Annotated in this window: 21 protein-coding genes; 18 read left to right on the top strand and 3 right to left on the bottom strand. The window is 65.3% G+C overall.

What is annotated here, in order from left to right:
- The first annotated feature begins 10 nt into the window (after window positions 1–10).
- The 9 genes from ACWEO2_RS39200 to ACWEO2_RS39160 are packed head-to-tail and all read left to right on the top strand — an operon-like array spanning window position 11 to window position 9,011.
- On the top strand, window positions 11–892 hold the full coding sequence (locus tag ACWEO2_RS39200; RefSeq protein ID WP_452409990.1) for an MlaE family ABC transporter permease: 882 nt from the start codon (window positions 11–13) through the stop codon (window positions 890–892).
- Window positions 889–2,055 (top strand): MCE family protein, encoded by a 1,167-nt coding sequence (locus ACWEO2_RS39195; protein WP_452409989.1) that lies wholly within the window; start codon window positions 889–891, stop codon window positions 2,053–2,055. The genes ACWEO2_RS39200 and ACWEO2_RS39195 overlap by 4 nt, the downstream gene beginning before the upstream one ends.
- Window positions 2,052–3,071, top strand: a complete 1,020-nt coding sequence (locus tag ACWEO2_RS39190) for an MCE family protein (protein WP_452409988.1) — start codon at window positions 2,052–2,054, stop codon at window positions 3,069–3,071. Before ACWEO2_RS39195 ends, ACWEO2_RS39190 begins: the two co-directional genes overlap by 4 nt.
- Window positions 3,068–4,063 (top strand): MCE family protein, encoded by a 996-nt coding sequence (locus tag ACWEO2_RS39185; protein WP_452409987.1) that lies wholly within the window; start codon window positions 3,068–3,070, stop codon window positions 4,061–4,063. The genes ACWEO2_RS39190 and ACWEO2_RS39185 overlap by 4 nt, the downstream gene beginning before the upstream one ends.
- Complete coding sequence (locus ACWEO2_RS39180; protein WP_452409986.1) at window positions 4,060–5,262, top strand: MCE family protein; 1,203 nt, start codon at window positions 4,060–4,062, stop codon at window positions 5,260–5,262. Before ACWEO2_RS39185 ends, ACWEO2_RS39180 begins: the two co-directional genes overlap by 4 nt.
- Complete coding sequence (locus ACWEO2_RS39175; protein ID WP_452409985.1) at window positions 5,259–6,368, top strand: MCE family protein; 1,110 nt, start codon at window positions 5,259–5,261, stop codon at window positions 6,366–6,368. Before ACWEO2_RS39180 ends, ACWEO2_RS39175 begins: the two co-directional genes overlap by 4 nt.
- A complete protein-coding gene (locus ACWEO2_RS39170) occupies window positions 6,368–7,822 on the top strand; it encodes an MCE family protein (RefSeq protein WP_452409984.1) in 1,455 nt (484 codons plus the stop codon). The genes ACWEO2_RS39175 and ACWEO2_RS39170 overlap by 1 nt, the downstream gene beginning before the upstream one ends.
- Complete coding sequence (locus ACWEO2_RS39165) at window positions 7,798–8,373, top strand: hypothetical protein (RefSeq protein WP_452409983.1); 576 nt, start codon at window positions 7,798–7,800, stop codon at window positions 8,371–8,373. Before ACWEO2_RS39170 ends, ACWEO2_RS39165 begins: the two co-directional genes overlap by 25 nt.
- Window positions 8,370–9,011 (top strand): hypothetical protein, encoded by a 642-nt coding sequence (locus tag ACWEO2_RS39160; protein ID WP_452409982.1) that lies wholly within the window; start codon window positions 8,370–8,372, stop codon window positions 9,009–9,011. The genes ACWEO2_RS39165 and ACWEO2_RS39160 overlap by 4 nt, the downstream gene beginning before the upstream one ends.
- A 120-nt stretch (window positions 9,012–9,131) precedes the next feature.
- On the opposite strand, the gene ACWEO2_RS39155 is transcribed toward ACWEO2_RS39160, so the two are convergent.
- Window positions 9,132–9,719 (bottom strand): TetR/AcrR family transcriptional regulator, encoded by a 588-nt coding sequence (locus ACWEO2_RS39155; RefSeq protein ID WP_452409981.1) that lies wholly within the window; start codon window positions 9,717–9,719, stop codon window positions 9,132–9,134.
- 68 nt (window positions 9,720–9,787) lie between these two features.
- On the opposite strand from ACWEO2_RS39155, the gene ACWEO2_RS39150 reads away from it, so the two are divergent.
- The 4 genes from ACWEO2_RS39150 (at window position 9,788) to eutC (ending at window position 14,807) form a co-directional block, all read left to right on the top strand.
- Window positions 9,788–10,726, top strand: coding sequence for a haloalkane dehalogenase (locus ACWEO2_RS39150; protein WP_452409980.1), 939 nt, complete (start codon window positions 9,788–9,790; stop codon window positions 10,724–10,726).
- A gap of 59 nt (window positions 10,727–10,785) precedes the next feature.
- Entirely contained in the window at window positions 10,786–12,387 is a 1,602-nt protein-coding gene (locus ACWEO2_RS39145) for a sulfatase-like hydrolase/transferase (protein ID WP_452410014.1), read from the top strand.
- Window positions 12,388–12,522: 135 nt separating this feature from the next.
- Window positions 12,523–13,941, top strand: coding sequence for an ethanolamine ammonia-lyase subunit EutB (locus ACWEO2_RS39140; protein WP_452409979.1), 1,419 nt, complete (start codon window positions 12,523–12,525; stop codon window positions 13,939–13,941).
- Between the two features lie 5 nt (window positions 13,942–13,946).
- On the top strand, window positions 13,947–14,807 hold the full coding sequence (gene eutC, locus ACWEO2_RS39135) for an ethanolamine ammonia-lyase subunit EutC (protein ID WP_452409978.1): 861 nt from the start codon (window positions 13,947–13,949) through the stop codon (window positions 14,805–14,807).
- 88 nt (window positions 14,808–14,895) lie between these two features.
- Here eutC and ACWEO2_RS39130 read toward each other — a convergent pair whose 3' ends face one another.
- Window positions 14,896–16,416 carry an APC family permease gene (locus ACWEO2_RS39130; RefSeq protein ID WP_452409977.1) on the bottom strand — a complete coding sequence of 507 codons (1,521 nt, stop codon included), beginning with the start codon at window positions 16,414–16,416 and terminating at the stop codon, window positions 14,896–14,898.
- A 323-nt stretch (window positions 16,417–16,739) separates the two neighbouring features.
- Between ACWEO2_RS39130 and ACWEO2_RS39125 the strand changes: the two genes are divergently transcribed.
- Genes ACWEO2_RS39125 through ACWEO2_RS39105 form a run of 5 tightly spaced genes read left to right on the top strand, consistent with a single transcriptional unit; the run spans window position 16,740 to window position 21,378 of the window.
- Window positions 16,740–18,209, top strand: coding sequence for an APC family permease (locus ACWEO2_RS39125; protein WP_452409976.1), 1,470 nt, complete (start codon window positions 16,740–16,742; stop codon window positions 18,207–18,209).
- A 7-nt stretch (window positions 18,210–18,216) separates the two neighbouring features.
- Window positions 18,217–18,945, top strand: coding sequence for an IclR family transcriptional regulator (locus ACWEO2_RS39120; RefSeq protein ID WP_452409975.1), 729 nt, complete (start codon window positions 18,217–18,219; stop codon window positions 18,943–18,945).
- A gap of 42 nt (window positions 18,946–18,987) precedes the next feature.
- Window positions 18,988–19,308, top strand: a complete 321-nt coding sequence (locus ACWEO2_RS39115; protein ID WP_452410013.1) for a hypothetical protein — start codon at window positions 18,988–18,990, stop codon at window positions 19,306–19,308.
- Window positions 19,301–20,485: an NAD(P)/FAD-dependent oxidoreductase gene (locus ACWEO2_RS39110; RefSeq protein ID WP_452409974.1), complete on the top strand. Its 1,185-nt coding sequence runs from the start codon at window positions 19,301–19,303 to the stop codon at window positions 20,483–20,485. Before ACWEO2_RS39115 ends, ACWEO2_RS39110 begins: the two co-directional genes overlap by 8 nt.
- Window positions 20,482–21,378: an RNA polymerase sigma-70 factor gene (locus tag ACWEO2_RS39105; protein WP_452409973.1), complete on the top strand. Its 897-nt coding sequence runs from the start codon at window positions 20,482–20,484 to the stop codon at window positions 21,376–21,378. Before ACWEO2_RS39110 ends, ACWEO2_RS39105 begins: the two co-directional genes overlap by 4 nt.
- 54 nt (window positions 21,379–21,432) lie before the next feature.
- Here the strand turns inward: ACWEO2_RS39105 and ACWEO2_RS39100 are convergent, their stop codons facing one another.
- A complete protein-coding gene (locus ACWEO2_RS39100) occupies window positions 21,433–22,122 on the bottom strand; it encodes a TetR/AcrR family transcriptional regulator (RefSeq protein WP_452409972.1) in 690 nt (229 codons plus the stop codon).
- Between the last annotated feature and the right edge of the window lie 23 nt (window positions 22,123–22,145).

Genomic DNA, 22,145 nt, shown 5'->3' with positions numbered 1-22,145 from the left:
GATCAACGAAATGACCACTAGCGAATACGGTGCCGTAGCGGCGCTTAGTCGGAAATCATTGGGACGCAAAGCCGTTCGGGCTGCGGCGAGCCCGGTACACGGCGTCGTCGGACTCGGCGATCAGCTCTCGTTCCATCTGCACAGCATCGGCTGGATTCCGCGGACGCTCGGCCGCTATCGTCGCGAGGTCGTCCGCCTCATTGCCGAGGTCAGCTTGGGCACCGGTGCGCTCGCGGTGATCGGCGGCACCGTCGTGATCGTCGGATTCCTCACCGCCGCAGCAGGATACGAGGTCGGACAGCAGGGAAGTGACTCACTGGGCCGGGTCGGCATGGAGGCGATGTCCGGGTTCATCTCCGCCTTTTTCAACACCCGCGAGGCCATCCCGGTGGTCGCCGGCGTCGCGCTCACCGCGACGGTCGGCGCCGGCTTCACCGCGCAGCTCGGGGCGATGCGGGTCAGCGAGGAAATCGACGCGCTCGAGGTGATGTCGATACCCGCCGTTCCGTACCTGGTGACCACTCGAATTCTCGCCGGCCTCATCGCTATCGTGCCGCTGTACGGCATCGCGCTGTTCATGGGATACGCCTCAACCGAATTCGTCAGCATTGTGCTCTCCGATCAATCCCAGGGCACCTACACGCACTACTTCAATATCTTCCTCGTGCCGGGCGACGTGCTGTGGTCGCTGGTCAAGGTGGTGGCGTTCTCGTTGGTCATCATGTCCGTGCACTGCTATCACGGTTATCACGCCTCCGGCGGCCCCGCCGGTGTCGGTATCGCCGTCGGTCGCGCGGTGCGCACTTCGCTCATCTCGATCATGATCATCGACCTGATCATCGGCATCGCCGTCTACGGCGGTATCCACTCCACTGTGCGGGTGTCCGGATGAAGCTCGAGGTCTCCCGTCGTCGCGCACTTCTGCTCGGCATCAGCGCGCTGGCCGCGTTCGTTCTTGCCGTATCCGGCGCCGTCGCGTCCTGCAGTGGGACGTTCGTCGCGAGTATGCGCGTCTATATGTATGCCGACCGGGCCGGGTTGTTGATGGCGCCAGGGTCGGACGTCAAGGTGCACGGCGTCGTTATCGGAAGGGTCAGCGCGGTCGACCTCGACAACGAGCGGGCGAAGCTGACCCTCGATCTGAATCCCGGCCTGGCGCAACAGATTCCGGCCAATGTCGGCGCCGAAATCACGCCGACCACACTGTTCGGGCGCAAGTTCGTCACCCTGATGTGGCCCGAGCAACCGGTCTCGGCGAACCTGTCCGCCGGCTCGGTGATCGACGGCTCGAAGGTGACCGTCGAGATCAACGACATCTTCCAGGCGCTGCTGACAGTGCTGAAAACCGTTGAGCCGCAGAAGGTGAACGCCACCCTTACCGCGCTCAGCACCGCACTCGACGGGCATGGCGGCCGCTTCGGTGACCTGATGGTCGCCCTGGATCGGTACCTCGGACAGTTCAACGACTCGATCCCGGTGTTACAGCGCGATGTTCCGTTGCTCGCCGACAATCTGGATACCTTCGCCGCGGCCACACCCGATTTCCTGACCACGATGCGGAATCTGTCGACTACCAGCAACACCATCGTCGAGAAGCAGGCGAGCCTGAGCGCATTCCTGCTCTCCTTCACCAACTTCGGCAATACCGGCGAGAAGTTCCTGGACTCCTCGGCCACACCACTTATCGGTGCCGTCGAGGCACTGGAACCGACCACTCGGCTGCTCGCCGAGCAGTCGCCGTCGTTCCCGTGTTTCCTGTCCGCCCTCAACCAAGACCGAAAGTATCTCGAGCGGGCATTCGGCGGCGGCAGGCCCGGCCTGAACGCCCTCGGCACGATCCTGATGGGCGACCCGCCGTACACCTACCAGAAAGACCTCCCCGTGAACGGTGCCGACAACCCGCCGAGCTGCTTCGGATACCCGTACGGGCCCGGCAGCACACCCCCCGGCCACACCGACTTCAACACCGGCACCACAGTTTACGGTCCGGTACGGGCACCCGAAGACCTGCTCGGCAACCCATTCGCCGCACTGATCTACGGACTCACCCGATGAACGCCCGTCACTCCGGAATCAAGCTCGTGATCTTCCTGACGATCACCTCGATCATCACCGCCGTGCTCGTCGTGGTCGTAGGTGACCTGCGCTTCGTCCCCACACGCAGCTACCGTGCGCTGTTCACCTCGGCCTCGGGCATGAAGTCCGGTGACGATGTGAAGCTCGCCGGTGTCCCGGTCGGCAAGGTGAAGTCGGTGGCATTCGCGCACGACAAGCTGATCGAGGTCGCGTTCACCGTCTCCCGTGACATCGATGTGCTCCAGAGTTCCACCGTCGCCATCAAATACAAGAACCTCATCGGCGACCGCTACCTCGAGGTCACCGTCAAGCCGGACGGTTCCGGTATCAGATCCGAGCACGATCCAATTCCGGCGGCGCAAACCAAACCTGCCCTCGACATCGATAGCCTCGTCAACGGGTTCAAACCCCTGCTGCAAGGTCTCGACCCGGACCAGACCAATAAATTGTCCGGGTCGCTGATCGCCGTGCTCAACGGCCAGGAACAGAACATCGCCGCACTGGTGGAACAGATCGGCACACTCGGCAATTCGCTGGCCGACCGCGACCAGGTCATCGGCGAGACCATTGCGAGGCTCGATACCGCGTTGGGTGCGATCCATCAGACCGGTGATCAATTCGACAAACTGGTCGTCAACCTGCAGTCGCTGGTCAGCGGCCTCGACAACGACCGCGCCACCCTCATCACGGGCCTGGAGCGGATCGACGCGGGCACGGCCGAGGTGGCGCAGATTCTCACGGACAACCGGCCCGCTATTGCCGGCGACATCACCGAACTACAGCAGTTGGCCGGCAATCTCAACGCGGATTCGGACACGCTGGCGCTGCTGCTGTCCAAGCTGCCCACGACGTACCCGCTGATCACCCGCGTCGGTAGTTACGGAAGTTTCGTGAACTGGTTCGTCTGCGGACTCGCGATTCGTTACCCGGCGATCGGCGGCGGCCATCAGGACACGCCGATGTTCACCGCGCCCGCCGAAAGGTGCAAGCCATGAAACCGTTCTCGGAACGCAACCCGGTCCGGATGAGTCTCATCGGCACCGGTGTCGTCCTCGCGCTGCTCGTCCTGGCGTTCAACTACGAGAGCATCCCAGGATGGCCCGGCGCGAAGTCGATGGTGGCCGAATTCGCGGATGCCAGCGGATTGAAACCTGGTGATGCCGTGCAGATTTCGGGTATCGAAGTCGGCAGGATCGAACACATTACGCTGACCGACGACCACGTCGATATCGCGATGCGGGTCGACACGCACGGTCGAACCCTCGGCAGGCGAACTACTGCGGCGATCAAGGTCGAAACCGCTCTCGGACGCCGGTTCGTGGAGCTGCGTCCGGACGGTGACGGTGGCATCGGTGACCGGATTCCGTTGGACCACACCACCTCTGGCTACGACATCACCGAATCACTGAACCAGTTGACCAGCCGGTTGGCAGGCACCGACAAGAAGCAGCTCGCCGATGCGGTCGACAGTGTGTCGCGCGTGCTCGATACTCTCCCGGACAATCTGCGCTCGTCCTTGGATGGTGTCTCGCGGCTGTCGGCCACCATCGCCTCCCGCGACGGTGCCTTGCGGGATCTGCTGGCCCACGCCAATTCGGTCACCGGCATCCTCGCCGAACGCAACCAGAACCTCACCGCACTGATGACCGACGGCGGATCGCTGTTCGCCGCGCTCAACGACCGCGCCGCAATGATCCGTACGCTGCTGGCCAATGTCCGTGCGGTCAGCGACGAACTGCACGGACTGGCCCGGGATAACAAGGGCACTACCGCTCCGATGCTTGCCGAGGTAGATCGAGTTCTAGGACTGCTCAACACCAATTACGACAATCTGAACGCCGCCATCCTCGGGTTGCGGCCCTACCTCACCCAGCTCGGCGAGGCGGTTGCCAGCGGGCCGTTCTTCGGGGCACTGCTGCACAACATCACTCCCGCGAATCTCAACGGACAACAGCCGGGAAGCCCCGGAGGAGACAGTCACCGATGACAGCATTGCGCGCGAGCCTGTCCCGCGTACCCTTGCCCGGACGGATTCTCGCCGTCCTGATCGCCTTGGCGGTCATCGCTGTCGGCGCCACACCCTGGCTGGCCCGGGCCGCCACGGTGCGGGTTACCGCGTACTTCACCAACTCGGTCGGCGTCTATCCCGGTGACCGGGTGACGATCCGTGGCGTTCCGGTCGGCGAAATCGACGACATCACACCGATCGGTGACCGCGTCCGCATCACCATGCACTTCGACTCGTCGCATCCGGTCAGCGCCGACACGCACGCGGTGATCGTTGCACCGACGCTGGTGTCGGGCCGCTACATCCAGCTCATGCCGAAGCACGGGACGGAGCCGGAACTTCGGGACGGAGCGGTGATTCCACTCGAGCGCACCGCGGTGCCCGTCGAATACGACCAGATCAAGCGGCAGGTCACCGACCTCGCCGATCAACTCGGCCCCAAGGACGGCGACCCCACCGGCACATTGACCCGGTTCACCGATGCCACCGCCAAAGCCCTGGGCGGCAACGGCGCAACCCTCAACAACACCTTGATGAACCTGTCGCAGGCCATGCGGACCCTTGCCGATGGCGGTCCCGATCTGTTCGGGACGATACGCAACCTGCAAGCCGTCGTGTCCGCGCTCGCGGCCAACGACGGTCAGGTTCGGATGTTCGTCAACCAGCTTGCCGGAGTGTCGAATCTGTTGAACGACAACCGCACTCAGCTGGACGCGGCATTGCAGTCGATGCAGGCGATGCTGCCGGAGATCCGCAGCTTCGTCGCCGACAACCGCGACGCGCTCAACAAAGACGTCGCATCGCTCACGCGCATTACCTCGCTGCTGGTGAACCGTGCGGACGACCTCGCCCAGATCCTGCATCTCGCGCCGACAGTTGTAGACAACCTCTACAACATCTACGACCCCCAATCGAACTCGTTGACCGGCAACGTCGCACTTCCGGACTTCCCCGACCCCATGTCGCTGATCTGCGCGCTGCTCACCACTGTCGATGCGCCACAGGAGGAATGCTCGCGCGCCAGCGCACACTTCGGCGACCTCTTCGGTGCCGCCGCGCGTGCGGCAATGGGCAGTTCGGGGTCCGCGCCCGGTCCCGCCGCGGCGGCTCCCGGTATTCCCGGTCTGCCAGCCATTCCCGGGCTCACCGAGCTACTCATTCCAGGAGCAGGACGATGAAACCCTCGACAGCACTGCGGGCCGGCGGCGTACTGCTGCTCAGCGCGCTACTGTCCGCTGGCTGCCGGTTCAATGGAGCCAATTCGATTCCGCTGCCGGGCAACTCGATCCACAACGGCTCGTACACCGTGCGGGTGGAACTGCGAGACATCCAGAATCTGGTCGGCAACTCGTTCGTCAAAGCCGATAACGTCGCCGTCGGCACGATCACCTCGATCGCGGTGCACGACAACATCGCGGTGGCGACCGTCGAGATCGACAACAACGTCCACCTGCGCGCCGATGTGAAAGCCCAACTGGCGCAGACCAGTGTGCTCGGCGCTCAGTATCTCGAGCTGACCACCCCGAAGGACGGCAGGACAAATCGGCAACTACGCGATGGCGATGTGATTCCCCTCGCCGCCAGTGCGGAATACCCCGCGACCGAAGAGGTGCTCGCCGCGCTGTCGCTGGTTCTCAATGGCAGTGGGCTGCAACAGATCCGGACCATCATGACCGAGCTGAACGGTGCGTTCGGCGGTCGGGAAGGTGCGATCAACAAGTCCTTCGAGCGAATCGCGACATTCGTCAACGGGCTCGATGTCCAACGCGACAGCATCGTGCGCGCGATCGACAGTCTCGACGCGTTCTCCCGGGAACTCGCCGACCAGAAGGACACACTCCGCACCGGCATCGAACAGATCCAGCCGGCGCTGGCCATTCTCGATGATCAGAAGGCACAACTTGTCACCATGCTCGACAGCGTCGGCAACTTCGGCGACCGAGCCGCTCAGGTGCTGCGTTCCAGCCGGGCCGACCTCACCGCCGACCTGCACAGCCTGGAACCAGCGTTGACCCAACTCGCCGCTGCCGGTTCGGATTTGACCGGCGCGCTGCTCGTCGGCCTGACCTTCCCGTTCCCGGTCACCGTTGCCGACAAAGCCATCAAGGGTGACTACGTCAACCTGTTCCTCACCCTCGACCTCAGTGTGGAGGCCATCGACAAGAAGATCATCGGCAGCATCCCGTTCAAGGACCTGGTGCCGATGTCGAACCGGGCGGTGGATCCATTGGTCGCGCCGACCCTGCCCGCACCGGCTACCGGCGACCAGAACGGGGGACGGTGATGAAAACCCGATTGGTCAGGGGTCAGCTGATCGTCTTCGCGATTCTCGCGGTGGTCAGCCTGGTCTACGGTTCGATCCACTACGTGAGCGTCCAGCGTGTCACCGGGCTCGGAACGTATACGGTGACAGCCGAGTTCGCCGACGCGGGTGGGATCTACGAGTCCGCGGTGGTCACCTACCGCGGCGTCGAGGTCGGCCGGGTCAGCGGTGTGGACCTGGACTCCGGTTCCGTCCTGGTTCGGATGCAGTTGCGTCACGGCCGGAATATCCCGGCGAGTGCCGCGGCCGCGATCAAGAGCATGTCCGCCATCGGTGAGCAGTACGTGGATCTTGTTCCGTCCGAGGACCACGGTCCCTATCTCGAGGACCGAGCCGTCATCCGCCGCACGAAGACCACCGTGCCGATTCCGACGGGGCAGGTGCTCGACAAGACACAGATGTTGCTGCGCAGCGTATCCACCGATTCCCTGCGCACCGCGCTCGACGAGACCTACCAGGCGGTCAATGGCACCGGGCCGGCGCTGGCATCGCTGATCGAGTCCTCGGCCGAGTTGCTCGATCTCGCGCAAGCCGATATCGGCCCGACCATCGCGCTACTCGACGACGCGGAGCCGTTGCTCCGGACCGGGAACTCGGTGCGTACCGAGATCCCCGCCGCGACACGTGATCTCGCATCCTTCACCGAACAGCTCGTGCGCAACGACGCCCAGGTTCGCGACATTCTGGATCAGGGGCCGCTCGCCGCCGACACCGTCACGGGCACACTCGCCGACCTGACCACACCACTGCCGGTGCTGCTGGCGGATCTGCAGACCGTCGGTCAGGTACTTCGGGTCAATGTGCCGCAACTGCGCCAGATCCTCGTCGTCTATCCAGCCCTTGCGACGGCCACTGCCTACAGCGTCGTGGGCGCTGGATTTCAGACCGACGACGATTTGCGGGCGCCGGCGGCGGCGCTGGATGTCAAACTGGGCGACACACTCAACCCGCCGCCGTGCACCGAGGGGTATCAAGCCACCCAGCGGCGCGACCCGTCGGATACCAGCCCGGCTGAAGTCCCGCGCGACAACTATTGCAAAGTCGCGCCGGACAATCCGAAGGTCGCGCGAGGCGCTCGAAACGTGCCGTGTGCTACCGATCCGGCCGTCCGTACCGCCGATGTCGCGAACTGCCCCGGCGGGTTGCCCTCTACCTGGCCGGAGATGCTGGCCCGTCCCGGCGAACCGGTTCCCGCCGCGGCACCGCCCGCTCCTGGTGCGGCACCGCCGCAGATTCCGGCCGCGGCTCCGCTGCGGGCTCCGGACACTCCGGCGGCGGCCGTGACCGCCCCCTACGCCGAAGGAGATGGAACGTTCCGGGGACCCGACGGTCTCACCTACGTCCTGGGGCAATCAGCCCAGTTCGCCACCCAAGGAAAGGAGTACCAGGGATGGCAGTCACTACTGATCAAGTAGCTGAGGTCGCGACCCCATTCGAGGTGGAATCCAGTACCGAGTCGGTGAATTCGCTGAATCCGCCGGGTCCACGGTGGCGAGCGTGGGCGATCATCGCGCTCACCATCGCGGTGCTGACGCTGGGTGTGGTGAGTGTGCACCTCGCGCTCGAAGTCCGCGATAACCAGCGCGACGACAACCGCGACCAGGCCGTTGCGGACACCGCCCGTCGAATCGCAGTTCAGTTGGTCTCACTCAACCACACCTCGGCGAAGCAGAATCTCGACACGATCGCGGCCGATTCGACGGGATCGTTCCGCGACCAGTGGGACAAGATCTCCGGCAACTTCGCGTCGGTGCTGCAGAGCGGTCAGGTCGAATCCACCGGCGAGATCAAGGAATCCGGCATCGTCGCGATCGACGATGACCATGCCACGGTGCTGACCGCGGTCACTTCCGTGGTCAAGAACACCGAAGCTCCCGAGGGGCAGCAGCGGGTCTACCGCATGAAGATGACCCTCGACCACAACGACGGTCGATGGCTCGTCTCGAACGTGGAGTTCGTCGCATGACCACCAGCAGCACCGATACCACCGGCGCCATCGGCTCCAGCGATGACAACGAACCCGAGTCCGACACCGCCGCTCCGACCGGTGTGGAGTCCGCGCCCGTCAGGCCGGTACCGCGCGGTCCACGCGGTTGGCTTCAGCGCGCATCGACCCTGAGCCCCCGCGCCACTGTCGCCACCTTTGCCGTGCTGGGAATCCTGTTGGTCGCGTTGGCAACAGCCACGATGCTGTTGGAACGCAGTGCGGCTGATCATCGCGCGACGGTTGCCGCCGGGCAGGCGGCCAAGGATTCCGCGGAGTCGCGTATTCCTCGGGTGCTGTCCTATGACTTCAATACCGTGGACAGTGAATTCGCCTCCGCCACAGACAATCTCACCGGCCCGTTCCGAGCGGATTTCGCTCAGCTCGGCTCGCGGGTCATCGTGCCTGCGGCACACCGTGATTCGATCATCACGCACGCGAAAGTCGTCGGCACGTCCGTGGTAGCGGCCGACCCGGGCAAGGTCAGGCTGTTGCTGTTCCTCGATCAGGAGACCACCAGCACCAAGTACCAGGGACCACGCCTGGATGGCAGCCGGGTTCGAGTGATCATGACGAAAGTCGCCGACCAATGGCTCATCTCGGACATCACACCTGTCTGACACCCATTCCATCGACCGGTATCACTGCTGAAGGCCCCGAAGGCCGTAGGAGTCTCATGGGGCGCTGCGGTCAGGACCGTTGTAGATCATCCTGGTCGACGAGCCTGACCGCGGTAGCTCCTACTTCTGGGTTCCGTCGGTAGTGGTCGGTGCGGGGGCGAGCAGGGCGGTAAGGGTAGCGCCGACGGCGGCTCGGGCGGCCTCCGCGGAGAGGCCTTGATGGCGGCGGAGTATGTCCCAGGTCTCCCATGAAGCGGCGGCGTAGGCGGCCTCGCGGGCGGGGCGGTCGAGGCGCTCGAGTTCGGGGAGGTTGGCGCGCAGGTGGGCGCGCAGGGCGGCGCGGCTTTCGTGTAAACGCTCGGCGAGGAAGACGGATTCGTGCTCACGCAGCACGGCGGCGCGGCGGGTGCCCGAAATGCGCTCGTACAGTTCGGCGCGCAATTCGACCAGGGTCTCGATGCGATGACCCGGATCGCCGGTCACCGGTCGGAGCAGGGGGAGCCAGTGTCGCTCCATTTGCGTCTGCGCGGCGTCGACATACAACGACTCGAGGTCGGTGAAGTGATGGAACACCGACCTGGTCGCGACTCCGGCCCGCTCGGCCACGGCCCGTGCGGTCGGCTGCAGATTGCCTTCTTCGGTGAGCGCCAGCACGGCATCGAGCACCGCCTGACGGTTCCTTGCCGCCCGAGCGGTGCGTCCATCCATCGCGGATCACCTTAACAAGCCGGAGAAAAAGTTGCACTCATGATGCAAGAACATTTAGGGTCGGGACCATGCACGCACTGCGCACGCCCGAGGAACGGTTTGCCGGCCTGCCCGACTTTCCGTTCCCGCCGCACTATGTCGAGGTTGCGGCCGGTGACGGCGGCGACACCCGCCTGCGGGTGCACTATCTCGACGAAGGCCCGCGAGACGGCGAAGTCGTCGTGCTGCTGCACGGCGAGCCGTCCTGGAGTTTCCTCTACCGCAGCATGGTTCCGGTGCTCGTCGCGGCGGGCCGGCGGTGTGTCGCGCCGGATCTGATCGGCTTCGGCCGCAGCGACAAGCCCGTCGACCGAGCCGACTACACCTATGCTCGCCACGTCGAATGGCTGCGCGAAGCGCTCTTCGACCACCTGGATCTCGCGTCCATCACGCTGGTCTGCCAGGACTGGGGCGGTCTGATCGGGCTGCGGCTCGTCGCCGAACATCCCGATCGCTTCGCCAGGGTGGTCACGGCCAACACCGGACTTCCCGACGGAACGGCAAAGCTGACCGACGCCTTTCTCGCCTGGCAGCGGTTCTCCCAGGAGACGCCGCAGTTCCCGGTCGGTGCCATTATCGAAAATGGTTGCCGGACAAATCTTTCCCCCGAGGCGGTGGCCGCCTACGACGCTCCGTTTCCCGATGAGAGCTACAAGGCCGGTGCCCGCGCCTTCCCCCTACTGGTCCCGACCCGGCCCGACGATCCGGCCGCCGCGGCGAACCGCCGGGCCTGGGAGCAGCTGGCCCGCTTCGACAAACCGTTTCTCACCGCTTTCTCCGATGGCGACCCGATCACCGCCGGCGGCGAGAAGATCTTCCAGCGCAAGATTCCCGGAGCGGCCGGTCAACCGCACACGGTGATCGAGGGCGCTGGACATTTTCTACAGGAGGACAGCGGTCCTCGGCTCGCATCGGTGGTGAACCACTTCATGGACGCTTCTTCTCAGCACCCGACCGAAAGGCAGTAGGGCACGTGTCGATCAGCAGGCGTGGGTTCTTCGGTAGCGGAGCGGCGGCGACCGCCGCCATGGCGACCGCTGCCATGGCCACCGGGAGCCCGAGCGCATCCGCCGAGCCGCGGATGGACATTCACCCCGACAAGCCGAATATTCTCGTCGTCATCGTCGACGAGATGCGGACCCCCATGTGGTTCCCGGACCAGGCCGTGCTCGACACCATCCTGCCGAACATCGCCGGATTGCGCGCCAAGTCGGTCTCGTTCGAACAGCACTACACCGCCGCCAACGACTGCACGCCCTCCCGCGGCGCGCTGGTGACCGGCCTGTACTCACATCAGACCGGCTGTCTGTCGACCTCGACCTCGCAGCTGTCGCCGAGCTTCCCGACCTGGGGATCGATGCTGCGCGAACAGGGTTACCGCACCTCGTGGTGGGGCAAATGGCACTTGGGCCACGACGCCGACACGACGCCGGGCGGGTTGGCGCGTCACGGCTTCGACGGCGGCACCTACCCCTCGCCCAACGGCACGCCCGAGCAGGGCCTGCAGATGGACGGCCGGATCGTCGACCAGTTCGTCGACTGGTTCAATACCGATGCGGGCCAAGGCCCCTGGTGCACGACGGTGTCGCTGGTCAACCCGCACGATGTCCAGTGGTGGCCGCGCTGGACCCGGCGCACCTTGGCGTTCAACAACATTCCGCGCTGGATCGACACCCTGCCCGCCAATCACGAGACCCTCGAACAACTCTCGCGCAAGCCTCGGTTGCAGATGGCCCTGGTGCAGGTGTCGGCGGCGACCTTCGGCGTCGCCCCGTACGGCACGCCCGACGCCGACCAGGAGTGGATCGACCTGCTCAATCTCTACCTGTGGTTCCAGCAGCAGGTAGACATCCAGATCGGCCGGGTACTGACGGAACTGGCGACCCGTCCGGAGGTGGCGGCCAATACCGTGGTGGTGTTCACCTCCGATCACGGTGACTACGCCGGCTCCCACGGCCTGCACGGCAAGGGCGGCGGGGCCTACGACGAGGCCATCCGGGTGCCGCTGTTCGTCTACGACCCGCGCGGTGACCTCACTCCGGCAGCCGGCACCCGCACCCAGCTGACCTCCAGCGTCGACCTCGCCCCGCTGCTCCTGACCATCGGCGCGGGCGGCAACGGCTGGCGCGGCGACAACCGCTACGCCCATCTGGGAGGCAGACACGACATCGCCGCGGTCTGCCGCGACCCGCGCGCGCCGGGGCGGCCCTGGATCGTGCACACCACCGACGAACACTCCATCGAGGAAGCCGCGGTGCTGTTCGACCACAACGCACCCGGCCATGTGGTGGCCGTCCGGACCGCCGACGCGAAGTACGTCCGCTATTCGCACTGGGTGCAGGGCTCCGCGGAGATCGACCCGTCGCTCGAGGAGGAATACGAGCTCTACGACTACTCGACCCGCGGTGGTGAACTCGAACTGGACAACACCGCCGCGGCGGGCGGGAGCCTGCGCGAGGTGATGAGCCGACTGCACGACCAGGCCGTCAGCGAAGAACTGCACCGACCGCTGCCCGATTACCTGCAGCAGGCACAGCAAGAGGGCTGGAACGACTACCACACCCAGATCGCCAAGCCGTTCGGCGAGCAGCTCGGCGACTTCTTCCGCGACGGCATCGGCGCGAGGTAGCAAACGATTCGGAGCGGGTCAGGCGGCGTTACGTGTATTAACGCGGCAGGTAGGCGTCGGTTACATTGCAGAAATACACGGTGCTGACTATCGGTTTTCCGAGCGGCGACTGTCCGCGCTGAAAAGGAAACCTCTATGACCGTGTACCACCAGCGAATCGGCGGGACGACCTATACCTTCGACGGTCTGATCGATCTGCTCGCGAAGGCCACACCCCGGCGCAGCGGCGACGAACTCGCCGGATGCGCGGCGCATTCCGACGCCGAACGCGCTGCGGCCCAGTGGACCCTGGCCGAGGTGCCGCTCACCACCTTCCTGAACGATCCTGTGGTGCCGTACGAGACCGACGAGGTCACCAGGCTGATCATCGATACCCACGATCGCGCCGCGTTCCAACCGATTTCGCATCTGACCGTGGGCGGGCTGCGTGACTGGCTGCTCACCGTGGCGGCCGAGCAGTACGCCGCCGACACGCTGGCGGCGGTCGCACCCGGACTCACCCCCGAAATGGTGGCGGCTGTCAGCAAACTCATGCGCAATCAGGATCTGATCGCTGTGGCGAGCGCCGTGCGCGTGCGCAGCGGATTCCGGACCACGATCGGCCTGCCCGGCACGCTGGCCACCCGGCTGCAACCCAACCATCCCACCGACGATCCGCATGGCATTGCCGCCGCGGTTCTGGACGGGCTGTTGCTGGGCTGCGGTGACGCGGTCATCGGCATCAATCCCGCGACCGACTCGCCGAAGGCCACCACGGACCTGCTGCACCTACTCGACGAGGTGCGGCAGCGCTTCGACATTCCCACCCAATCGTGTGTGCTCGCGCACGTGACCACCACGCTGGGACTCATTGAAGCGGGCGCGCCGGTGGACCTGGTGTTCCAGTCCATCGCCGGCACCGAGGGGGCGAATTCAGGTTTCGGCGTGAATATTTCGCTGCTGCGCGAAGCCAACGAGGCCGGGCGCGCACTACGGCGCGGCACCGTCGGTGAGAATGTCATGTACCTGGAAACCGGTCAGGGCTCTGCGCTTTCGGCGGGGGCGCACTTGGGTGTCGGCGGCAGACCAGTCGACCAGCAGACCTTGGAAACCCGCGCCTACGCCATCGCGCGAGACCTCGACCCGCTGTTGATCAATACCGTTGTCGGCTTCATCGGACCCGAATACCTCTACGACGGAAAGCAAATCATCCGCGCCGGACTGGAGGACCACTTCACCGGAAAACTGCTCGGTCTCCCCATGGGCGTGGACGTTTGCTACACCAACCACGCGGAATCCGACCAAGACGATATGGACACACTCCTCACTCTGCTCGCCGCCGCGGGTTGTCCGTTCGTCATCACCGTGCCCGGTGCCGACGACATCATGCTGGGCTACCAGAGCCTCGCCTACCACGACGCGCTCTATGCACGAAGAGTTCTCGGTCTGCGCCCCGCGCCCGAGTTCGGCGCTTGGCTCGACAGTCTCGGCATGATGGACACCGACGGTCGCATCCTCCCTGTTGAACCATTGTCGTCTCCGCTGCGTGCGCTGGCTTCCGGAGGTGTGGCTTGAACACGATGCCAGCGACTCCTCGCACCGCGTGCAGTGACGGTGCAGAAGACATTGCCGCGCAGAACTTCTGGACCGAGCTGCGGCGGACAACCCAGGCCCGGATCGGGCTCGGCCGGATGGGGGACACGCTGGCAACCGCGGAGGTGCTCGCCTTCCGAGCCGCGCATGCGGCCGCACGGGATGCGGTGCATCATCCACTCGAAGTGGTTGGTTTTGCCGACGCGCTCGCGGCGGTCGGGTTGGGCAAGCCGTTCCACGTCCGCAGCCGTGCAGCCGATCGTTCGGAGTATTTGCGCAGGCCGGACCTCGGTCGGTTGCTCGGCGAATCGGTCGATGCCATCTCGTATCCTACTGTCGAACAAGACCTCTCGGCTGCTGCCAAGGTCGGCGCGGATATCGGGTTCGTCTTGGCAGACGGGTTGTCGCCTCGGGCGCTTGCCGATCATGGTGTGCCTATGCTCGCTGCACTCGTTGCCGCACTGGGACAGCGATACACCCTGGCCCCGCCGGTGATCGCTACCCAGGCGCGTGTTGCGCTGGGAGATCATATCGGTGCGGCACTGGGGGTTTCGACGGTGCTGGTGCTGATCGGTGAGCGGCCCGGTCTTTCCGTTGTGGACAGTCTGGGCATCTATCTGACGCATCTGCCACGGCCGGGGCGGGCGGATTCGGAGCGGAATTGCATCTCCAACATCCATCCGCCTGATGGTCTCGGGTACGAGCGGGCCGCCCAGGTGGCGGTGGGATTGATCAATGGGGCACGGCGATTGGGACGGTCCGGCGTCGATCTCAAGGACACGTCTGGTAGCAGCTCGCTGAACTCAGCGGATGGGCTTGTCCTGGAGGCGAGTGATTCCGACAGGTGACCCAGTTGACTGCCTCGGAGACGCGAACTGGACGCCAGGGCCGTTACTCCCGATGCGGGAGTAACGGCCCTGGCGCGGCACGGAGGGGTCAGCGTTCGTGTGTCTCTTCTAGGACTGTGCGGCCGATAAGGGCGTACCGGGCGGGTTCGCGGCGCTTGAGGTATTCGGCAAATCCGAAGCCGCCCAACGCAATAAGCCCGACCAGCCACGGCGTCGCCTTCAACACCAGCGACCCGGATTCACTACCGGCGGCGGTGCCCATATTGAAGACGAGCAGGAGCACTACACCGATCATGGCCAACCCACCCACCAGTGGTGCCAGGAAGGTCCGGAACCAGTGTCGGGTCTCGGGGTGATTGCTGCGGAAGTATTTCAGCACCGCGAACGAGCAGGCCGCCTGCACGACCAATATCGCCATGGTGCCGAGAATGGCCAGGAGCGTGTAGGTCCCGGTGTACGGATCCTTACCCGCGATGCCGAAGCCGGCCACTAGCAACACAGCGATCATGCTCTGCACCAACCCCGCGATATGTGGCGATCCATGCCGAGCATGCGTGCGCCCGACCGTGCGCTTGAGCACGGGGAACACCCCTTCTCGTCCAAGCGCATACAGATAGCGGGCCGCGCAGTTGTGGAATGCCATACCGCAGGCCAGCGATCCGGTCATCATCAGCCACTGCATTGCACTGACTGCCCAGTGCCCGACATAGGTTCGAGTCGGATTGAAGAACACATCCATGGGGCTGTCCGACCCGGCCAACGTGGCCGATTCAGCAATGCCGCTGCCGGACATGGCCATCCACGACACCAGCACGTAGAACACGCCGACGCCGACCACCGCGATCATGGTGGCCTTGGGGATGATCCGTTTGGGATCGCGCGACTCTTCTCCGTACATCGCGGTCGATTCGAAGCCCACCCACGACCAGAAAGCGAAGAACAGGCCCAAGCCGGCCGACGGCCCGGTGAAGGCGTTGATCGGATTCAGCGGCTCGAAGGAGAACCCATGCGGCCCGCCGCCGTGCAACGCCACCGCGACGGCCATCACGGCGAGCACCAGACACTCGGTTGCGAGCAGGATGACCAGCAGTTTCTCCGCGACGGCCACGCCGAACCAGGTGCCGACCGCATTGATGGCGAGCATGGCGACCGCGAACACCCACCAGGGCACGTCCACCCCGAACTGCGCGGCAACGGTGTCGGCGCCGAAGCTGGAGAAGATGCCGACGAGCGCCCCTTCGAACACCATGTACGCCAGGGTTGCCAGCAGCCCCGACGCCAAGCCGATCGACCTGCCCAGGCCGAAGGAGATGAATCCGTAGAACGCGCCTGTCGCTGTGATGTGTTTGGACATGGTGGTGAAACCCACTGAGAACACCGCGAGCACCACCATGGCGATCAAGAATGCGGCGGGCGTTCCGGTCCCGGTTCCCGCCGAGATCATGAACGGCACATTGCCGGTCATGGCGGTGATCGGCGCGGCGGTGGCGATGGCCATGAAAACCACGCCGACCAAGCCGACCGTATTCGGTTTGAGCCGATGGATTCCATCGGGCGGCGTGTCGCCGGGTGATGTCGCGCTGGGGGCGCGATCGATCTGCTGTGTCATGAATCCATCTCTCTACTAACGGGTTTCGGATCTTGGGGTGATCAGCTCAGCGGTGGCCGATGGTCGGACCCACGCTTTGTCGGTATCCAGAGACCCGGGGCGATTCGGTTTTCGATAGCGCGGAACGCTATCGGCGGTCTGTAACGGCGTCGGCATCCGACGGTGACCGCGGACGAGAAAGTGTGGAGCGGCTTTGTCTCGAGTCGCGACAAAGCGGCGTTACCGGAATTAACGTCGGCGAAACGCTGATCAGCGACCCTATGGCAAATCGACAGAACGGGCGCCGCAAGCGCGCCCGAGATCCGGAGTAGGAGGAAGGGCCGATGAGATCAGCTCCGCCGCGTCCACCCGTGGTGGTCCGGCGCTCCTCGATCCGCGGATTGACGCGCCGGGAGTTACCTTTCGTGCCGGTGTTCGCGCAGTCGGTGGCAGCTATCGCACCATCGGGGACAGCCGTGGTAACACCGGCATTCGTGATCGCCGCCGCGGGGGGCGCCGCGAGTGTGGCCGCATTTCTGGCGGCGGCGCTGCTGGCTTGGTGCGTCGCGCTGGTCATCCGGCCGATGGCGCAGCGGCTGGCCGTGACCGGTGGGCTGTATACCTATGTCGCGCAAGGGCTCGGTTCGGTGGTCGCCGTGCCGGTCGGCTGGTCCGCGATTGTCGGGTACGGGTGTGTGAGTGTCGCCGGTCTGATCGCGGTGGGAACCTATCTCGATCAGATCGCTGTGGCCGCCGGGCTCGCTGGATTCGGTGGCACGGCCACCATCGTTGGACTACTGGTGGTCGCCGCGCTCGTGGCGCTGGTCCTCATGGTGCGCGGGATTCGTCTCTCGGCTTCGGCAACCCTGCTGGTGGAATGTGTTTCGGTGGTGACGGTGCTTGCTCTCATGGTCTACCTGCTGGCCCGATCCGGAGATGATGTCAGTGGCGGACGGGTATTCGCATGGCGTGGTGGCACCGGCGATCTCGCTATGGGAGCGGTCGTCGCCATCAGTGCGTTCGTCGGGTTCGAGAGTGCGACCACGCTGTCCGCCGAGGCCTACCGGCCGTTCCGTTCGGTGCCGCGGACGTTGATATGGACACCGATCGCGGCGGCCGTCATCTATCTGGTCGCGGTGTGCGCGCAGGCGGTGGCGCTGGCCGCCGCGCCCGACGCGGTATCGGGTAGTTCGACGCCGGTCACCGAGCTATTCGTTCAGGACAACTCCCGGGTGCTCGGTGCCGTACTCGATCTCGGCGTGGCCGCATCATTCTTCGCATGCACCGTTGCCTCGGTCAATGCTTTGGTGCGAGTGCTGTTCACCATGGGCCGTGAGGGGATCGCCCCGGCTGCGGTCGGCCGAGCGCATCCACGGTTCCATACGCCCGCGGCCGCCATTGTCGCGGCGGTCGGCGCGGTGGCCGGTTGTGCGGTCGTCTATCTGCTGTCGGGAGCCGAACCGCAGGACGGGATACGGTCCTTCCTCACACTGAGTGCGCTCGGATACCTCGGCTCATACCTTCCGGCGTGCCTGGCCGCCCCTGCGCTGTTGCGTCGGATCGGTGAATCTAGTATGGGGATAACGATTCTCGGTGCTGTTACCGCAGTCGTACTCGGCGCTCTCATGATCACGTCCGCATTCTCGACGCAGAGCAACAATATCGTGCTGGTAGCCGTGTACCTCGTCGTGCTGCTGGCTTCGGCGGTCTTCACACTCGGCCTGCGAGTCTTCGCGCCGGATCGGTTGCGAGGCATCGGGATCTACGACGAACCGCTGCCGACCGATCTTTTACAGAGCACGATCTTTCGGTAGGCGACGCATGAAGGATTCCCGGCGGACGAATACCGTAACCAACTCGATCGCAATACTGGAGGCCGTCGCCGACTGCGGAGCCGGTGTGACCGCCAAGGAAATTGCCGAGCGCCTCGGCATCGCCCCGGCGACGACCTACCGGTTGCTCAATTCGCTGGTGGCCGATGAGTACCTGGTTCGTACCGCAGATCTGCGTGGTTTCGCTCTCGGCGCGCGCCTGCGCGGGCTCGCTACCGCCATCAACGTCCCGGTGGTGCCCACCGCAGCGCGCACGCTGCTCGACGAATTCCGCGGCTCGACCCGATTCGCGGTGCACCTCATGAACTTCAGACCCGCCGCCGTCCAAGTGATCAGCGAAGACCCGGACCACCCCATTCCGGGTGCACGAGAGTTGGCGCGGCACCTACACGCCTCCGCCGCGGGCAAGCTGCTGCTGTCCTCCCGCACGGAGTGGCGGACCATGGTCGCCACCCCGGTGCGGATTGCCGCGCGCACCAAGGTCGACCACGGTGCGCTCGCCCGTGATCTGCAGCTCATCCGGGAGAGCGGATATGCCACAGCCATCGACGAACTCATTCCCGGCATCGCCTGCCTCGCGCTACCGATCTACAAACCCTCCGGCACGCTGACCGGAGCGCTCTGCCTGAGTGGGCCGAGCAATCGCCTCACCGTGCTGGAAACCCATCGTGATTCAGCGCGCGACTGTGCCGCTCGGCTCGGCCCACTGCTCTACTGAGCGGACCATGCGGGTTATGCGTTGACCGGGCCCGCACTGGCGATGTTCGCCCGCGGCGACCCGCGAATCTTCGGATTCCGCCAGATGGTCCCGGGAGATGCCTGGCGACTTCTGTCTTTCGGCATCCCCGAATCCGAACGCGCTGCCAGACACCAACTTCGGCGACGGCTGACAGCGATCGGCTGCGGTAGTGACTTCCCGGTGGTAGTCGGTGACCGACGGCCGGGCGACCCGGCGACCCGTGTCGCGTCGAGCGAGAAGGCGCATCGGGTGCTCGGCTGGAACCGCTCGAGCGGAGTGACGCACGTCACATCGGATCGTGTCATGTTTCAGCGATCCGCGGTGTCTCGAGGGCATGACTGAGCACAGCACACGCCACAAGGTCGCCGTTATCGGCGGCGGTTATGCCGGAACACTTGCAGCCAACCATCTGCGGATGCGCACCGATGTCGATATCACGCTGGTCAATCCCCGCCCGAAGTTCGTCGATCGAATCCGGCTGCACCAGTTCGTATCCGGCACCGGCGATGCGACAATTGACTACGGCACGCTGCTCGGTGAGGGCATCGAGTTGGTTGTCGACAGCGCCGCGCGCATAGACACCGCCACCCGTACGGTGCGGCTGGCGTCGGGTCGCGTGCTCGACTACGACCATGTCATCTACGCGGTCGGCAGCACCGCAGCGACACCGTCTGTGTCCGGCGCGGCCGAGTTCGCTTTCCCCATTGCTGAATTCGAGTCCGCGCAGCGGCTGCGCGCCGATCTGGCAGAGTTGCCCCTCGATGCTCCGCTCACCGTGGTCGGCGGCGGACCAACCGGCATCGAAACGGCCGCCGAACTGGCCGAACAAGGACGCACGGTCACGCTGGTATGCGGCGGAACCCTGATGCCGTCATTGAGTGCGCCGGGTCGCCGGTACGTCGCCAAGTGGCTGTCCAGGCACGGTGTCACCGTGCTCGAAGCCGACGTGGTGACCGAGGTCCGGCCGGATGCGGTCGTCTTCGCCGACGGAGCGGTGCGTCCGAGCGCACTCACCATCTGGACGGCCGGTTTCGGCGTGCCGGAGCTGGCGGCCGCAAGCGGGTTGCAGACCGACGCACTCGGCCGACTGCTCACCGACGAGACGCTGACCAGTATCGACGACGACCGCATCGTCGCGACCGGCGACGCCGCCGCACCGTCGGGCCAGCCGCTTCGAATGAGTTCCCAGGCTGCGGGGGCGCTCGGGGCGCAGGCTGCCAACACAGTGCTGAGCCACATTGCGGGGACCGAACCCGCGGTGATCAACTTGGCGGTCATGGGGACGTGCATCAGCCTCGGCCGGCGCGTCGGCATCCGACAGCTCGCCCGCAAAGACGACACCTCGGTGAACCTCTACATCGGCGGCCGCATTGGCGCGCGGATCAAGGAGGTGACCTGCAGGATCGGGGTAGGGAAGATCCGCCGCGAGGCCCGCAAGCCGGGTTCCCTGATCTGGCCCAAGGGTGGCCCGCGGCCCGAGCAGCCGGCCGCCGCTGCGCCGGTGGTCACCTCCTCGTGACAACCGACGAGCATGCCGAGCGGTTCACCGCGCTGCGGCCGCTGCTGTTCACGATCGCCTACGAAATCCTCGGCGCGGCAACCGAATCCGACGACGTGCTGCAGGACAGCTATCTGCGGTGGGCCGAGGTGGACCTCGCGACGGTGCGGGACACCAAGTCGTATCTGGCACGGCTGGTGACCCGTCAGGCGCTCAACGCCTTGCGCGCCAGCGCGCGCCGTCGTGAGGACTACATCGGCCCGTGGCTGCCCGAGCCGCTGCTGCTCGACGAGCACGACGCGTCGGCAGACGTCGTGCTCGCCGAGTCGGTGTCGATGGCGATGCTCGTGCTGCTCGAAACACTGTCCCCCGACGAGCGAGCGGTGTTCGTGCTGCGCGAGGTATTCGGATTCGATTACGACGACATCGCCGCAGCGGTGGGCAAATCCGTGATGACGGTGCGCCAGGTGGCGCACCGCGCCCGTGCGCACGTGCAGGCGCGGCGTAAACGCTTCGAGCCCGTCGACGCGGCGCGGATCACGCAGATCACCGAGCAGTTCATGACAGCGGCGGCCACCGGTGACACCGAGGGCCTGCTCTTGCTCCTCGCCCCGGACGCCACCTGGACCGCCGATAGCGGCGGCAAGGCCATCGCGGCGCGCCGGCCGGTGGTGGGCGCGGAGAAGGTGGCCCGATGCCTCGTGGACCTGTTCCACAGCGCGAGGAGGACGCCGAACCTGCGAATCGAGACGGTCAACTACAACAATGCCCCCGCGATGGTCGTCTACCGCGACGACCGCCTGGAAGGGGTCTTCCTGATCGAGATCGTCGACGGCAAGATCACCAACTTCTACGCCATCCGCAACCCGGACAAACTCGTCGCGGTGGCGGTTCCGCGTCAGATCAGCCGGTAGGGAGCAGACAAGCCGCTGCCGCGTGTCGTGCGTCTCGGCAGCGGGCCGGTTTGGTCACCTGGCGCCTTCTGTAGGCGCGTTCATCTGCGGTGATTCGCTGGTCGGTACCTGGCTGGTCGGCTCGGCGAGCTGCTGAGCGGACACTCGAGTTCCGCGGGGCCTGAGCAGGTTCTCGACAAGGGTGTCCACCAGTTCACGCGGGATGCTCGACCCCGTCAGGGCACAATAGACGATCGGACCGACAAGAGCGTCGATCGTGGCGTCGGGGCCGAGGCAGGGCGAGATCTCGCCGGCGTCGATTCCGCGCGTGAGCATGTCGCGCTCCTGGTCACGGCGCGGACCGAGATAGCGCTTGTGCAAGCTTTCGGCTGTGTCGGGATCATGCTGCGCCTGGGCGATGAGGGCGAGCAGGACCTTGCCGGCGGGGTCGCGGGCAAGAAATCGCGCGAAGCGGCGCAGGTAGCCACGGATGCTTTCGGCCGTGGGCTCTTCCGTCGGGACGGCGAGGTGTTTGTTGCTGTCTTCGATGAGCGTGTCGAGCAGGATCTCGACCTTGGAGGGCCACCAGCGGTAGATCGTCTGCTTTGCGACGCCGGCGCGACGCGCGATCGCCTCGATGGTGAGAGCACCGAATCCGTGCTCGACCAGCAGATCGTCGGCGGCATGAAGCACAGCCAGGCGCGCGGCCTCGTCGCGTCGAGGGCCGGAATGCGCCCTGCGGGGCTGGGAGTTCGCGGCGGGCATGCGAGACACCATACCCATCGGTG

This window comes from Nocardia sp. NPDC004278, from assembly GCF_053602975.1.
Note: the sequence above shows the minus strand (reverse complement) of the source record. Positions and strands in the feature narration are given on the sequence as shown.

Excerpts from the sequence above, each read along its gene's own strand:
- ACWEO2_RS39200 (WP_452409990.1), top strand. The coding sequence starts at position 11 with ATGACCACTAGCGAATACGGTGCCGTAGCGGCGCTTAGTCGGAAATCA.
- ACWEO2_RS39195 (WP_452409989.1), top strand. The coding sequence starts at position 889 with ATGAAGCTCGAGGTCTCCCGTCGTCGCGCACTTCTGCTCGGCATCAGC.
- ACWEO2_RS39190 (WP_452409988.1), top strand. The coding sequence starts at position 2,052 with ATGAACGCCCGTCACTCCGGAATCAAGCTCGTGATCTTCCTGACGATC.
- ACWEO2_RS39185 (WP_452409987.1), top strand. The coding sequence starts at position 3,068 with ATGAAACCGTTCTCGGAACGCAACCCGGTCCGGATGAGTCTCATCGGC.
- ACWEO2_RS39180 (WP_452409986.1), top strand. The coding sequence starts at position 4,060 with ATGACAGCATTGCGCGCGAGCCTGTCCCGCGTACCCTTGCCCGGACGG.
- ACWEO2_RS39175 (WP_452409985.1), top strand. The coding sequence starts at position 5,259 with ATGAAACCCTCGACAGCACTGCGGGCCGGCGGCGTACTGCTGCTCAGC.
- ACWEO2_RS39170 (WP_452409984.1), top strand. The coding sequence starts at position 6,368 with ATGAAAACCCGATTGGTCAGGGGTCAGCTGATCGTCTTCGCGATTCTC.
- ACWEO2_RS39165 (WP_452409983.1), top strand. The coding sequence starts at position 7,798 with ATGGCAGTCACTACTGATCAAGTAGCTGAGGTCGCGACCCCATTCGAG.
- ACWEO2_RS39160 (WP_452409982.1), top strand. The coding sequence starts at position 8,370 with ATGACCACCAGCAGCACCGATACCACCGGCGCCATCGGCTCCAGCGAT.
- ACWEO2_RS39155 (WP_452409981.1), bottom strand. The coding sequence starts at position 9,719 with ATGGATGGACGCACCGCTCGGGCGGCAAGGAACCGTCAGGCGGTGCTC.
- ACWEO2_RS39150 (WP_452409980.1), top strand. The coding sequence starts at position 9,788 with ATGCACGCACTGCGCACGCCCGAGGAACGGTTTGCCGGCCTGCCCGAC.
- ACWEO2_RS39145 (WP_452410014.1), top strand. The coding sequence starts at position 10,786 with ATGGCGACCGCTGCCATGGCCACCGGGAGCCCGAGCGCATCCGCCGAG.
- ACWEO2_RS39140 (WP_452409979.1), top strand. The coding sequence starts at position 12,523 with ATGACCGTGTACCACCAGCGAATCGGCGGGACGACCTATACCTTCGAC.
- eutC (WP_452409978.1), top strand. The coding sequence starts at position 13,947 with ATGCCAGCGACTCCTCGCACCGCGTGCAGTGACGGTGCAGAAGACATT.
- ACWEO2_RS39130 (WP_452409977.1), bottom strand. The coding sequence starts at position 16,416 with ATGACACAGCAGATCGATCGCGCCCCCAGCGCGACATCACCCGGCGAC.
- ACWEO2_RS39125 (WP_452409976.1), top strand. The coding sequence starts at position 16,740 with ATGAGATCAGCTCCGCCGCGTCCACCCGTGGTGGTCCGGCGCTCCTCG.
- ACWEO2_RS39120 (WP_452409975.1), top strand. The coding sequence starts at position 18,217 with ATGAAGGATTCCCGGCGGACGAATACCGTAACCAACTCGATCGCAATA.
- ACWEO2_RS39115 (WP_452410013.1), top strand. The coding sequence starts at position 18,988 with ATGTTCGCCCGCGGCGACCCGCGAATCTTCGGATTCCGCCAGATGGTC.
- ACWEO2_RS39110 (WP_452409974.1), top strand. The coding sequence starts at position 19,301 with ATGACTGAGCACAGCACACGCCACAAGGTCGCCGTTATCGGCGGCGGT.
- ACWEO2_RS39100 (WP_452409972.1), bottom strand. The coding sequence starts at position 22,122 with ATGCCCGCCGCGAACTCCCAGCCCCGCAGGGCGCATTCCGGCCCTCGA.